Raw genomic sequence first — 13,425 nt, 5'->3', positions numbered from 1 at the left:
TTTTTATCGTAACTAAGGAATGGTTATGCAGCATTTGATTTTTGTGTATGGCACTTTGCGCAAAGGAGAGGGAAACCATCACTTTTTGAATAGCGCCGAGTTTTTAGGTCACCATGAGACCGAGGCTCAATTCGCACTGTATGATTTAGGGCGATACCCTGCTTTATCGGTAGGACAGAAGGCGATACTGGGTGAAGTTTATCTGATTGATAATGAAACGCTGGTGGAGCTCGATAAACTTGAGGATGTACCTGTAGAGTATCGCAGAGAAAGCATCATCACGCCGTTTGGCCAAGCTTGGATCTATTTGTACCAAGATACCGAGCAATTGACTGAAGAGATTGCATCTGGTGATTGGTGTCAACGAGTGTGAACTATAACTAGAGCAGTAACGTATGCATTGACGATATATACAACAAAGACTTGGGAGGTCTGCGATGAAATATCTATCACCAATGATACTGCTGCTTTTAGTGGGGTGCTCAAGCACGACACCACCGAGTAGCAACGACAGTATGGAATGGAAGCAATATGGCATGCAGCAAGCTGAAGCCGGGGACACCAAACTGTCAATGCAAGAGTTCAACAATGGCGACGAACTCTACGTGGCATACAGCAATGGTTATGAAGCGGGGCGCTCAAACTACTGCGCACAAGATGCATTCTCGTTGGGAGAAAGTAGGCGCTACTATCGCGGGATATGTGATGATGTTGATGATCGCTTCCGCCGAGAATATGAATTAGGGCGAACTGCAAAGGGCAGTAAACGCTACTAGATTTTAAGGGGTGAACATGAGGTTATTTGCTATCGGTGCAGCGCTGGTCTTGCTCAGTGCTTGTGCGCAAACATCACTACCAACATCTGCCAACGTCACAGATTGGCAGGCTTTTGGTAAGCAATCTGCCCTTGATGGTCTAATCGAGCTATCGGAAGAGCGAATCGTCAAACTTGATGAAACGAATCGTGCTACACCCGAATTGGTTATGGCTTATCAATCCGGCTATCAGGAAGGTAAAAAAGAGTACTGCGAACAGAGTGCTTACATGCTAGGTGTGAGAGATATGCCGTACTTCGGTATTTGCGATGACATTGACCCATTCTTCCAACAAAACTATGAATCGGGCAGACACTCAACCGCAGGCGAGTACTGATCAAAGCCATAAAACTAAAAAGAGCTGCTAACGTGCAGCTCTTTCACTTTTAAGCGTTCGCAGTTATTTGTTTTGCGCGCGTTCGTAAGATTCTAGGATTTCTGCTTTTGCTGCGGCCACATCTGCCCAGCCATCAACTTTCACCCACTTACCAGCTTCCAGCTCTTTATAGCGCTCAAAGAATTGTGTTATTTGTGCCTTCAATAGTTCCGGGATGTCACCGACATCTTGAATGCCCTCGTACTCCTTTGAGATTTTAGAGTGCGGGACAGCGAAGACTTTTGCGTCTTCACCTGACTCATCCGTCATCTTCAATACGCCAACTGGGCGACAACGAATCACAGAACCAGGCATCAGTGGGTAAGGAGTCGGAACCAGTACGTCTACTGGGTCACCGTCTAGAGAAAGGGTGTCGTTCACGTAACCATAGTTGCAAGGGTAAAACATAGGTGCAGACATGAAACGATCAACGAATACAGCACCAGTGTCTTTATCTACTTCGTATTTGATTGGATCGGCGTTAGCAGGGATTTCGATCACGACATAGATATCGTCAGGTAATGATTTACCCGCTGGTACGTTGTTTAAGCTCATTTGAATAGTCCTTTTCAGTGAGGATGAGTCAGGCTCATCTTACGATTGATTCGTTACTCACTTTAGCGACAAAAACGCGGCAGGTAAACACCCGCCGCGTTGGACAAAGGTCTGAAATTATTCTTCGTCGCGATGCAGTTCAAGGAACGCTTCGACTTTGTTCACCATGTTTTTAGAACCGACAAAGAAAGGCACGCGTTGATGCAATTCTGTTGGTTTCAAATCCATGATGCGATTAACGCCGTCAGACGCTAAACCACCTGCTTGCTCAATCAAGAATGCCATTGGGTTGCACTCGTACAACAAGCGAAGTTTACCTTGAGGGTGGCTTTGCGTGCTTGGATACAAGTAGATGCCGCCTTTCAGCAAGTTGCGGTGGAAATCAGCAACCAGCGAACCGATGTAGCGAGAGGTGTATGGGCGACCATCTTCAGGTTCGTTTTCTTGGCAGTACTTAATGTACTTCTTAACGCCTTGTGGGAAGCGGATGTAGTTGCCTTCGTTGATCGAGTAAATCTTGCCATCTTCAGGGATCATCATGTTTTCATGAGAAAGACAGAAGCTGCCTATCGATGGGTCATAAGTGAAGCCGTTTACGCCATTACCTGTGGTGTAAACCAGCATGGTGGATGAACCGTAAATTACGTATCCAGCTGCCACTTGTTTGTGGCCTGGTTGTAGAAAGTCTTCTTCTGTTGGTGGGGTTCCAATAGGAGAAACTCGACGGTAAATAGAGAAGATGGTCCCGACTGATACGTTCACATCAATGTTTGATGAGCCATCGAGTGGGTCCATAAGTACAACGTACTTTGCGTTTTGATTGAGTTCTTTATTGAACGCAACCGCTTCATCTTCTTCTTCACTTGCAACGCCACATACTTGGTCGCGAGCTTCGAGGGCCGCTTTGAATTTATCATTCGCATACAGATCAAGTTTTTGTTGGTCTTCGCCCTGTACGTTTTCCGTACCTACAGCGCCAGTGATGTCACCAAGACCGGCCGCGTTGATTTCGCGGTTAACAATTTTTGCAGCTAAGCGAATAGAAGCTAAGAGAGATGAAAGATCACCGCTAGCGTGGGGGAAATCCGCTTGTTTCTCAACAATGAATTCGCCTAGGGTGCGCAGTCCTGACATGGTTTATCCTTACATTTTCATTTCGTTGGGGGTGTCGCGCAATAGAGGCATCTCTTTATGGATGTTAAACGATTGCGCTAGATGTAAGTTTATGACGCAGATCTTATTAATGGTAATGAAGTAACCGACTGAGATCGCAAATTATTTGTCTTATTGCATAAGAAGGGAATCTCTTGGTTAATGCTTGGTCAGTCAGTGCTAAGCCCTGTCAGATTTGTGAAAGAGACTGCACGAACAGGGCGAAAGGCACTCGCTTTTCTGGTAGTTATCACGATAATGAAAGGATTAAAGAACGCATTACAAGGTTAAGTTTATGCACATTCATATCTTGGGTATCTGCGGCACGTTTATGGGCGGTGCAGCAGTTTTGGCTCGTCAGTTAGGTCATAAAGTAACGGGTTCAGATGCCAATGTTTATCCACCAATGAGCACCCTGTTAGAGTCGCAAGGTATTGAAATAATTGAAGGCTTTGACCCTTCTCAGCTTGACCCTCAACCCGATCTTGTGGTGATTGGCAACGCGATGAGCCGTGGTAACCCATGTGTTGAGCATGTATTGAACACTAACATGCGTTATACCTCTGGCCCGCAATGGTTACAGGAGTTTTTACTCCACGATCGCTGGGTACTTGCGGTTTCAGGTACTCACGGCAAAACCACCACTTCAAGCATGCTGGCTTGGATTTTAGAAGACTGCGGTTACCAGCCTGGTTTCCTCGTTGGCGGCGTATTAGGTAACTTCGGAGTGTCGGCTCGCTTGGGTGAAAGCATGTTTTTTGTCGTAGAAGCCGACGAATATGACAGTGCTTTTTTCGATAAGCGATCTAAGTTTGTTCACTACCATCCACGTACACTGATCATGAACAACCTTGAGTTTGATCATGCGGACATCTTCGACGATCTAGAGGCGATTAAACGTCAATTCCACCACTTAGTGCGCACTGTTCCGGGCAACGGCTTGATCCTTGCACCTAAGCAAGATCAGTCGCTGCAAGACGTGATCGAGCGCGGTTGTTGGACTGAAAAGCAGTTCTCAGGTGTCGACGGTGATTGGCAAGCGCACAAATTGGTTATCGATGGCTCTAAATTTGAAGTTTCATTGCAAGGTGAGAAAGTTGGCGTCGTGGATTGGGATCTTGTCGGTGACCACAACGTGGATAACGCTTTGATGGCGATTGCTGCTGCTCGCCATGTGGGTGTTGCACCAGAACTTGCATGTCAGGCTCTCGGTCGTTTTATTAACACCAAACGTCGCTTGGAGCTGAAAGGTGAAGAGCATGGCGTGACGGTTTACGACGATTTTGCTCATCATCCAACGGCGATTGAACTGACATTGGGCGGTTTACGTAACAAGGTTGGCGAAAAACGTATTCTTGCCGTTTTGGAGCCACGCTCTGCGACGATGAAGCGCGGTGTTCATAAGAATACTTTGGCGGCTTCTCTGCACAGTGCTGATGAGGTGTTCCTCTTCCAACCAGACAACATTGATTGGTCGGTACAAGAGATTGCAGACCAGTGTAAACAACCTGCTTTTGTGGGTGCAGAGATGGACAGCTTTGTCGCTAAAATCGTAGAACGAGCACTGCCGGGTGACCAAATCCTCGTAATGAGTAATGGTGGCTTTGGTGGTATCCACGGCAAGCTTCTAGAACAACTGAAACAAAAAGCTTAATGACATTTATGCAACAAAAAGTAACCCCTAAAAAAGCCATCACATTAGCATTAACGGGCGCCTCTGGTGCCCCTTATGGTCTTCGCCTTCTTGAATGCCTAGTTGCTGCGGATTACCACGTTTACGTGTTGATCTCTTCGGCTGCTCGTGTCGTGATGGCGACCGAGCATGACCTGAAACTGCCAAGCGGCCCTGAAGCGGCGCAAAAGGCGTTAGTTGAGCATCTCAACTGCAATCCAGATAATATCACCGTTTGTGGCAAAGACGATTGGTTCTCGCCAGTGGCCTCTGGTTCGGCTGCGCCAAAGCAAATGGTGGTGTGTCCATGTTCCGCGGGCAGTGTCGCGGCCATTGCACACGGCATGTCAGATAACTTAATTGAACGTGCTGCAGACGTGGTGATGAAAGAGCGTGGGCAACTGTTACTTGTGGTGCGTGAAACGCCTTTCTCAACACTGCATCTTGAAAACATGCACAAACTTTCGCAAATGGGCGTCACCATTATGCCGGCAGCGCCGGGGTTTTATCATCAACCAAAGAGTATTGAAGACTTGGTGGATTTTATGGTGGCAAGAATTCTCGATCACCTTGGTATTGAGCAAGGCTTGGTGCCACGCTGGGGTTATGACCAACGTTGATTGTGTAATCAATAAAAGATCTTTACAATCCATCCAACTCATCGGGGAGCAAACCCATCAGGTATTGACCTTGTCAATGCCAAGGAGCGCTGAGACCTAATTGTTTAACATTGTTGAGCAGGCAGGGACCCGTATTACCTGAACCAGATAATGCTGGCGTAGGAATTGAGTCTGGATATTGGAAGTCCTAAATACCGCCTCAACCCTGTGCCGCTCAACTCATGTTAATAATGCAAATGGAGAGCGAGCAGTGAAAACCACTCTTAGTCTGATTGCCCTTGCAACCATCACTTCTACTTCGGCGTTTGCCGCTGAAAACACCCTAACTGTCTACACATACGATTCTTTTGCTGCCGATTGGGGACCGGGTCCTAAAGTCGAAAAAGCATTCGAAGCCAAATGCGGTTGCGACGTTAATTTTGTTGCGCTGGACGACGGTGTTTCAATCCTTAACCGCCTTCGTTTGGAAGGAAACAATAGCAAAGCGGATATCGTGTTAGGTTTGGATAATAACCTGATGGCGGAAGCGAAAAAGACCGGGCTTCTGGCTGAGCATAATGTTGATACCTCAAAGACTACGCTACCTAATGGTTGGGACGATAAGACCTTCGTACCGTACGATTACGGCTACTTTGCGTTTGTATACAACAAGGAGAAGTTGGTGAATCCTCCAAAAAGCATGAAAGAGCTGGTGGAAGAGCGTGATGATCTGAAAGTGATTTACCAAGACCCTCGCACTTCGACTCCGGGTCAAGGCTTGATGTTGTGGATGAAGTCCATCTATGGCGATGATGCGACTCAAGCGTGGAAGCAACTGGCAACGAAAACAGTTACGGTTACTAAAGGCTGGTCAGAAGCTTACTCGATGTTTTTGAACGGTGAGTCCGATCTCGTGCTGTCTTACACGACTTCTCCCGCGTACCATTTGATTGCAGAAGATGACGCGAAATACGCAAGCGCAAATTTTTCCGAAGGACACTACATGCAAGTGGAGGTGGCGGCTAAGGTCAAAGGCTCAAAAAATTCGAAGTTAGCAGATGAGTTCATGGACTTTATTTTGAGTGATGATTTCCAATCTGCGATGCCAACAGGTAACTGGATGTACCCAGTAACTAACGTTGAGTTACCAAAAGGCTTTGAAACTCTGAGCGTGCCAAGCAAACCATTGAGCTTTAGTGCAGACGAAGTAGCGAAAATGCGCAAGACTTGGATTCGCGAATGGCAAAGCGCATTGACGTTCTAACATAGGTTCTACTTTTGAATTCTGTTCCGAAAATAGGGTTAGGGGTCGCGATGATTATCGCGACCTTTGTTATTTCTGCCCTGGGTGCTTTGCTTGTCCAAGCGCCTTCACTTGATGTGTCTATGGTATGGGGAGACCCATACTATCAGCACGTCACCAAGTTCAGCTTCTACCAAGCTTTTCTCTCTACACTATTGAGTGTTGGCTTTGCTATTCCCGTTGCGCATGCGCTTTCTCGACGTGAGTTCTTTGGTAAGTCTCTACTATTAAAATTGTTTGCGTCCACTTTAGTTTTGCCTGTACTGGTTGGCGTATTCGGCTTATTGGCGATTTACGGTAATAGCGGTTTGTTAGCTCAATGGCTGAAAAGTATCGATGCGGAGCTGCCGTTTTCCATCTATGGTCTGAACGGCATTTTACTTGCGCATGTATTCTTCAATATGCCTTATGCAGCACGCCTACTTTTGCAGGCACTAGAGTCGATCCCCGCAGAGCAACATAAACTGTGTGCACACCTTGGAATGAGTCATTGGGATAAATTTCGCTGGGTGGAATGGCCACGCCTAAGGCAGCAATTACCACACGTAAGTGGCTTAGTGTTTATGCTTTGCTTTACCAGTTTTGCCACCGTGATGGCGTTAGGCGGCGGACCGAAATCGACCACTATTGAGCTTGCCATTTATCAGGCAATTAAGTTCGATTTTGATCTGCAAGCCGGGGCGCTTTTGGCACTGTGGCAAATGTTGTTGTGCGGCTTGTTAGCAATTGGCGTACAAAAGTTGACGAAGCCAGTCTCAGTAAGCACTGGCAGCACATCGGGACAGCAATATTTAACGAAGGATCATGGGTGGTCAAAAGCTTGGGATAGCTTTTGGATCATAGGTGCCTTTTTACTAGTAATACCGCCACTTTTGATGGTGGTCTTCAGTGGTATCAACCAACAAGTTTGGCCGGTATTGAGTGATGAGCGTTTTTGGTCTGCACTGTTCAATTCACTCAAAGTTGCGGTACTGGCGAGTTCTCTTGCCGTGGCCGCTGGCGTATCGATTTTGCTGACTAGCCGACGTTGGCGTTTGCAGTATAAAAATACTCGCGCTGATCAAATTGAGCTTATTGGTACCATCATTTTGGTGACGCCGGGCTTAGTGATCAGTACGGGATTGTTCCTATTGCTACGCTCATTTACCGATGTATTCAGCTTAGCGTTTTTTGTGGTTATTTTGGTTAATGGTTTGATGGCCTTGCCATATGTCATTAAGACTTTATCTCAACCTATGTTGCACATTGAGCAGCAATATCAGTATGTCTGTGCCAGTTTGGGTATGCGTGGTTGGCAACGTTTTAGAGTGGTGGAGTGGCAAGCACTGCGCAAGCCATTTGCACATGCTTTTGCTATCAGCTTTATGTTTGCGATTGGTGACTTGAGTGCGATTGCTTTGTTTGGTGGGCAAGAGTTTAGAACCTTGCCGTTGTACCTATTCCAATTGTTGGGAAGTTACCAGATGGATGCTGCGGCTGTTGTGTCGGTTACCTTGTTGTTACTCAGCGTCGGTTGTTTTGCTGTGATTGAAAAAGTATTGAAAACGAAGGAGAGAGCGTAATGTTAGTGTTGGATGATGTGCAGTACACCTATCAATGTGAACTGTTTCGTTTTAACTTAGACATTCAACGTGGGCAAATCGTATCACTGATGGGACCGAGCGGGGCTGGTAAATCAACCTTATTGGCGTTAGTTGCTGGTTTCATCAATCCAGACCAAGGCGATATTCTGGTTGATGGTGAATCTATCGTAAGTAATGAGCCGTATCAGCGTCCGTTCTCAATGTTGTTCCAAGAACATAACCTGTTTGCTCACCTGTCAGTAAGAGACAACATCGGTTTGGGCTTGCATCCGGGGTTAAAGCTTACGGCAGACCAAAAGCTTCTTGTCGAGCGAGCGGCAAGACAAGTGGGTGTAGCTGAGTATCTGGACCGCTTACCTGAACACCTTTCTGGTGGTCAGCGCCAGCGTGTGGCACTCGCACGTTGCTTTGTTCAGCCGCATCCGATGTGGCTACTCGATGAGCCTTTCTCAGCTCTCGATCCCGTGTTGCGTGAAGAGATGCTGATATTGGTTAAGTGGCTTGCTGCTGAGCGTGGCATTACCGTTTTGATGGTGACGCACCACTTAAGTGACGCCAGAGCGATTGCTAGTCATTTTGCATTTGTGGCAGGTGGTCAGGTAGAAGCGTCAGGTGAGATTGGTGAATTAACGTTATCGCACTCTAGCGATGTTTTAACCGTGTTTGTGCGAGCGGCAGGGTAGAGCGTTGTTTATATTGATGAATAAGGCGTAAGAAAAACAAAAGGTTGATGCGAGCATCAACCTTTTTCTATTTTGGGAGTTTGAATGAGTACGTTAGCCTTGTGGCTTCACTACCATCACATTGATTGGTGAGTTTTCAACAACTTTGCTTGCGACTGAGCCTAACATCACTTTATTGATCTTCGAACGTTTATGGCTTGGCATAATGATGAGGTCTGCGCCTAAGCGCTCAGCGTAATCAAGGATGGTTGCATACGCTTTGCCTTCTGCAACGTGGACTTTGTAAATCACTTCATCATCGATGTGTTGATCGGCAAATGTTTTTAGTTGCTGCTTCACATCTTGCTTCATCTTCGCCGCCGCATCTTTCGGGAAGTAAGTCGCGACCATCGACATGTGGATACCGGGCAGTACAGTCAGTAAGTGAACTTCCGCGTTGGCTTGTTTAGCTTGCCAAACAGCCAACTCAACAGCTCGGTCAGAGAAGCCTTGGTCATTTAGATCAACCGGCACAAGAATTTGTTTATACATTCAGTGTCTCTCATCATGGCCCCTTATCCTCGGGGCCTAATCGGTTATGCGCTCAACTGTTCCTTACGAGCACGACGTTTTTGGTTCATGGCAAGTACCAGCAAGATCATTAAGCAAGGCACAAATACCCATTCTTTCATTGGGCGCTCAGCGTCTTGAACGATCCATTTGATCTCCCAGTCGAAGTCGACGCCAGACGATTCTGCCGGACTACCAAACTCGACCATGTCTACGATCATTTTGCCGTCGTTCTCGGTTAGCATTAGACCCATAGAAGAGATGCGCTCTTCAGCGGTTTTTGCTTTATCTTCGAACGGAAGACGTACCGTTTTCTCTACGTAATCACCTTCTAGGTTTTCACCTGCGACTCGTAGCTCAATGGATTCTCCTACATTTAGCCCTTCCGTGATTTGAGCTATCTCAACCCCAGGGGAAAGAACTTTCGCTGGGTACAACATGTCCCACCAAAATCCAGGGCGGAAGAATGAGAAGGTCAATACCAATAGTAAGACGGTTTCCCACCACTTATTACGTGTGAACCACCAGCCTTGTGTTGCCGCTGAGAAGATTAACATCGCAATGATTGAAGAGATCACGGTCAATGCTAAATGCCACCATGAGTCGATACCCATCAACAATAGCTGAGTATTGAAGACAAACATGAAAGGCAGGATTGCGGTTCGAATATCATAGGTAAAGCCTTGAATACCAGTCCGAATTGGATCCGACTTTGCAATCGCTGCAGCCGCAAATGCCGCTAAGCCAACAGGTGGTGTATCATCGGCCAGAATACCGAAGTAGAACACAAACAAGTGGACCGCAATCAGTGGGATGATCAAACCGTGTGCCGCACCAAGCGTTACGATAACCGGTGCCATCAAGGTTGAAACCACAATGTAGTTGGCCGTCGTTGGTAGGCCCATACCCAGAATCAAACTAATGACCGCGGTAAACAGCAACATTAGGATAATGCTACCGCCCGAGATGAACTCGACAAAGTCGGTCATGACAAGGCCAATACCAGTCAGCGTTACCACACCAACAACCGTACCGGCAGCAGCGGTTGCGACACCGATACCGATCATGTTGCGCGCACCAGATACTAAGCTTTCTGCTAGGTCAACAAAGCCGTTTTTGGTTTGTTCGACAAGATCGCCTTCTTTAGATAGCAACGCAATCAAAGGGCGTTGTGTCAGCAAGATGAAGATCATAAACACCGTTGCCCAGAATGCAGATAGACCTGGAGAGAAACGTTCCACCGTCAAACACCAAACCAGTACCACGATAGGCAATAAAAAGTGCAAACCAGATTTAATCGTCGGACCAGGGTCTGGTACCTCAGTCAGTTCAGCATCGATTTCAATCGCTCCATCTTTTGCGTGGTTAGCGGAAATCTTTACAAGACCCACATAAGCAATTAGAAGTACGACGGTCACGATAGGGGTTGCTGCATCACCAAAGACATCTTTCGTCCAACCCACACCGTAGTAAACCAAAGCGCTGATAACACATAGGCCCAAAATCGTACCAGTGAAGGACAGCAAGCTCTGCACAAGCGTAGGGGTATGGCGACGAGGAAGCCCTGTCATGCCTGCTTTACACGCTTCAAGGTGAACGATGTAAATCAGTGCAATATAAGAGATAAGCGCAGGGAGTAGAGCTGCTTTGATAACTTCAACGTAGGAGATACCAACGTATTCCACCATTAAGAATGCGGCAGCACCCATGATAGGCGGTGTCAGTTGACCGTTGGTTGATGCTGCTACTTCTACCGCACCCGCTTTCGTTCCCGGGAAGCCAACACGCTTCATGAGTGGAATCGTAAATGTACCTGTCGTTACTACGTTAGCGATGGAAGAACCTGAAACCAGACCAGACAAGCCAGAAGCGACTACCGCAGCTTTCGCAGGGCCACCTTTCATATGACCAAGTAGCGAGAACGCGACTTTAATGAAGTACGCACCTGCGCCCGCACGCTCTAGCATGGCACCAAACAGTACAAACAAGAATACGAAAGAAGTTGATACACCCAGTGCAACACCAAATACGCCTTCAGTTGTTAGCCAAAGGTGCGACATGGCTTTGTTCAAGCTCGCGCCTTTATGAGCAATCACATCTGGCATGTATGGGCCAGCAAAGGTGTAAGTTAGGAACACCGCAGCAACCACCATAAGTGGTGGACCGAGAGCTCGGCGAGTTGCTTCAAGTAGTAACGCCATACCTGTGACGGATACCACGATATCAACCGTGGTTGGGGCGCCAGAACGGCCGGCGAGTTCGGTATAGAAGATGTAAATGTAAGCCGCTGCAAAACTGCCTGCGAGTGCCAATATCCAATCAATAAGAGGGATATGATCTCGTGGAGAGTTTTTCATGGCTGGATAAGCAGTGAAAGCGAGAAAAGTAGCAAAAGTTAAATGGATTGCTCGCGCTTCAGTGTCGTTGAGTACGCCAAAATTAAAAATAAATGGTAGCGGAGACGCGTACCATAATTGAAATAGCGACCAGCACAGTGGAACGAACCATAAGATTCGACCTTGCAAGCCCATTGGGCTACGCGCACCTGTGTCTGCCTGAGCCACCATTTCTTGCACATCTTGTGACGGAGTGTTGTTCGTCGCCATGTACTTTTTCCTTATTATTGATGGTCCTGTCTGTATTGTGTATCGAGAACCGCGCTTCGCTTTAACAGTGTAGTGAATAGGGCGAAGTTTGCTTTCGAGTGAATCGCTACAGTCCTTCAACTCATTGATTTATGAGAGGAGGGCATGTGCGTTTTCTTTTTTTAGGTGTGTGAGCGCGACTTCCGAAAAAGAAATCGGCAGATTGCATAAAGCAAATTGAACAAAGCATGCTGGAAGAAGGTGTTCGACCAGCATACTCAATCAGGCAGAAAACCATCCTTCTCTGCCTGAGCTTGGAGTCAGTAGCTGCTTACTTAAGCAGACCTACTTCTTTGTAGTACTTCTCTGCACCTGGATGAAGAGGGATTGAAAGACCAGCTTTCACCATGTCTTCTTTTTTCAGGTTTGCAAATGCAGGGTGTAGACGTTTGAATGTATCGAAGTTTTCGAACACAGCTTTAGCAACGTTGTAAGCCACGTCATCTGAAACATCAGAAGTCGTTACCATTGTTGCCGCAACACCAAAGCTGTTTACGTCTTTATCTGTACCACGGTACATACCAGCAGGCACTGTGCTGAATGCGTAGTATGGGTTGTTAGCAACGATTTTCTCGATTTCTGGACCAGTTGCAGGAACTAGCTTCGCATCACAAGAGGTTGTTGCTTCTTTGATTGAACCGTTCGGGTGACCAACCATGTAGATAAACGCGTCGATCTTGTTATCACACAGTGCTTGAGAACGTTCTGAGCCTTTTAGTTCTGATGCAAGTTTAAAGCTGTCGTTAGTCCAGCCCATTGCATCCATCACTACGCCCATTGTCGCGCGGTCACCAGAACCAGGGTTACCGATGTTTACACGTTTACCTTTTAGGTCTTGAACGTTTTCGATACCAGAATCTGCACGTGCGATGATGTTAAAAGGTTCTGTATGAAGAGAGAACATTGCACGCAGTTTTTTGTACGGGCCTTGTTCAGCAAACTTGCTCGTACCGTTGTAGCCATGGTATTGCCAGTCCGATTGCACGATACCAAAATCTAGCTCGCCAGCACGGATAGTGTTGACGTTGTAAATTGAGCCGCCAGTCGATTCTACTGAACAACGAATGTTGTGATCTTTACGACCTTTGTTTACCAATTTACAAATAGCACCACCAGTAGGGTAGTAAACACCTGTTACTGAGCCAGTACCGATAGTAATAAACTCTTGAGCGTTAACTGCGCCTGCGCCCATAACTGCTGCAGCGATTGCGCCTACTTTAAGAAGTTTGTTAAATGCCATGAATTTCCCTTCCTTATATTCATTATTAACCCAGAAATAACTGTAAATTACTTCAGGAGTTTCCTATTTGGAAACGGCATCTTTTCCAATCCAATCGTTTGAAAAAGCGAGCGAATCATAACAAAAAATTGGCAGAAAATTATCCGATTGTTAAAAGTTATAGCGAATAAGTCTAAAGCTTGCGACAGTAGGTGGGGATGAATTCGCAAGCTAATCTGTTTTATAACAGTTACTTATGCTGATTTTGTGTGAG

13 protein-coding genes are annotated in these 13,425 nt (G+C 46.6%); 8 read left to right on the top strand and 5 right to left on the bottom strand.

The features are described from left to right. The first annotated feature begins 25 nt into the window (after positions 1-25). The 3 genes from C1S73_RS08985 to C1S73_RS08975 all read left to right on the top strand — a co-directional run bounded on the left by C1S73_RS08985 (position 26) and on the right by C1S73_RS08975 (position 1,152). Positions 26-373 (top strand): gamma-glutamylcyclotransferase family protein, encoded by a 348-nt coding sequence (locus tag C1S73_RS08985; RefSeq protein WP_038866089.1) that lies wholly within the window; start codon positions 26-28, stop codon positions 371-373. A 64-nt stretch (positions 374-437) separates the two neighbouring features. Beyond that, entirely contained in the window at positions 438-776 is a 339-nt protein-coding gene (locus C1S73_RS08980) for a DUF2799 domain-containing protein (RefSeq protein WP_038866091.1), read from the top strand. A 16-nt stretch (positions 777-792) separates the two neighbouring features. Then, positions 793-1,152: a DUF2799 domain-containing protein gene (locus C1S73_RS08975; RefSeq protein WP_038866094.1), complete on the top strand. Its 360-nt coding sequence runs from the start codon at positions 793-795 to the stop codon at positions 1,150-1,152. 63 nt (positions 1,153-1,215) lie between these two features. Here the strand turns inward: C1S73_RS08975 and ppa are convergent, their stop codons facing one another. Both ppa and fbp read right to left on the bottom strand, forming a co-directional pair. Next, on the bottom strand, positions 1,216-1,746 hold the full coding sequence (gene ppa, locus C1S73_RS08970) for an inorganic diphosphatase (protein ID WP_038866096.1): 531 nt from the start codon (positions 1,744-1,746) through the stop codon (positions 1,216-1,218). Between the two features lie 117 nt (positions 1,747-1,863). After that, on the bottom strand, positions 1,864-2,880 hold the full coding sequence (gene fbp, locus C1S73_RS08965; protein ID WP_038866098.1) for a class 1 fructose-bisphosphatase: 1,017 nt from the start codon (positions 2,878-2,880) through the stop codon (positions 1,864-1,866). A 313-nt stretch (positions 2,881-3,193) separates the two neighbouring features. On the opposite strand from fbp, the gene mpl reads away from it, so the two are divergent. The 5 genes from mpl (at position 3,194) to thiQ (ending at position 8,738) form a co-directional block, all read left to right on the top strand. Next, on the top strand, positions 3,194-4,552 hold the full coding sequence (mpl, locus tag C1S73_RS08960; RefSeq protein ID WP_038866100.1) for a UDP-N-acetylmuramate:L-alanyl-gamma-D-glutamyl-meso-diaminopimelate ligase: 1,359 nt from the start codon (positions 3,194-3,196) through the stop codon (positions 4,550-4,552). Further along, positions 4,552-5,190 carry a flavin prenyltransferase UbiX gene (locus C1S73_RS08955; protein ID WP_038866102.1) on the top strand — a complete coding sequence of 213 codons (639 nt, stop codon included), beginning with the start codon at positions 4,552-4,554 and terminating at the stop codon, positions 5,188-5,190. The genes mpl and C1S73_RS08955 overlap by 1 nt, the downstream gene beginning before the upstream one ends. A 250-nt stretch (positions 5,191-5,440) precedes the next feature. After that, positions 5,441-6,433, top strand: coding sequence for a thiamine ABC transporter substrate binding subunit (thiB, locus tag C1S73_RS08950; protein ID WP_038866104.1), 993 nt, complete (start codon positions 5,441-5,443; stop codon positions 6,431-6,433). 14 nt (positions 6,434-6,447) lie between these two features. Continuing rightward, on the top strand, positions 6,448-8,034 hold the full coding sequence (gene thiP / locus C1S73_RS08945; RefSeq protein ID WP_081634744.1) for a thiamine/thiamine pyrophosphate ABC transporter permease ThiP: 1,587 nt from the start codon (positions 6,448-6,450) through the stop codon (positions 8,032-8,034). Further along, positions 8,034-8,738 carry a thiamine ABC transporter ATP-binding protein gene (thiQ, locus tag C1S73_RS08940; RefSeq protein ID WP_038866107.1) on the top strand — a complete coding sequence of 235 codons (705 nt, stop codon included), beginning with the start codon at positions 8,034-8,036 and terminating at the stop codon, positions 8,736-8,738. The genes thiP and thiQ overlap by 1 nt, the downstream gene beginning before the upstream one ends. 93 nt (positions 8,739-8,831) lie before the next feature. Here the strand turns inward: thiQ and C1S73_RS08935 are convergent, their stop codons facing one another. From C1S73_RS08935 to C1S73_RS08925, 3 genes are all read right to left on the bottom strand, one after another. Continuing rightward, on the bottom strand, positions 8,832-9,269 hold the full coding sequence (locus C1S73_RS08935; RefSeq protein WP_005437370.1) for a universal stress protein: 438 nt from the start codon (positions 9,267-9,269) through the stop codon (positions 8,832-8,834). A 44-nt stretch (positions 9,270-9,313) separates the two neighbouring features. After that, positions 9,314-11,893, bottom strand: a complete 2,580-nt coding sequence (locus C1S73_RS08930; RefSeq protein WP_038866109.1) for a TRAP transporter permease — start codon at positions 11,891-11,893, stop codon at positions 9,314-9,316. Positions 11,894-12,203: 310 nt separating this feature from the next. Next, positions 12,204-13,172: a TAXI family TRAP transporter solute-binding subunit gene (locus tag C1S73_RS08925; protein WP_009707802.1), complete on the bottom strand. Its 969-nt coding sequence runs from the start codon at positions 13,170-13,172 to the stop codon at positions 12,204-12,206. Positions 13,173-13,425: the final 253 nt, after the last annotated feature.

It is taken from the genome of Vibrio jasicida 090810c (assembly GCF_002887615.1).
Classification (GTDB): Bacteria; Pseudomonadota; Gammaproteobacteria; order Enterobacterales; family Vibrionaceae; genus Vibrio; species Vibrio jasicida.
The sequence above is the reverse complement of the archived record's forward strand: the minus strand, read 5'-3'. Positions and strand labels throughout refer to the sequence as shown.